This is a genomic window from Microvirga pakistanensis (genome assembly GCF_004458765.1).
GTDB lineage: Bacteria > Pseudomonadota > Alphaproteobacteria > Rhizobiales > Beijerinckiaceae > Microvirga > Microvirga pakistanensis.
In genome coordinates this window covers 1-223 of record NZ_SPJX01000562.1, presented here as the reverse complement: position 1 = coordinate 223, position 223 = coordinate 1, and the positions used below count along the sequence as shown (strand labels likewise).

The 223-nt window shown below is 62.3% G+C and carries 1 protein-coding gene; it reads right to left on the bottom strand.

The window, feature by feature from the left end; genetic code table 11:
* Positions 1-77: FAD-dependent oxidoreductase (locus tag E4K09_RS31170; RefSeq protein ID WP_134500164.1), on the bottom strand; the 77-nt coding region annotated here is incomplete at its 3' end.
* Between the last annotated feature and the right edge of the window lie 146 nt (positions 78-223).

Below are 223 nucleotides of genomic sequence, written 5' to 3'. Positions count from 1 at the left end.
CGGGCGCCCATGCGCGCGGATGCGGCCGCGGCCTCGGCGCCTGCATGGCCGCCACCGACCACGACGACGTCGAACATGTCGAGGGAAGGGATCTGACTCACCGAATTCTCCCTGCCTGGGGTCTAAAACCTCACGGTGGTCAGGTCAAAAGGGCAAAATGTTCCACGTGAAACATTCGGCCTCTCCACCAGCTTCACACAAGGTTCCCACAGGCTGTGCAGAG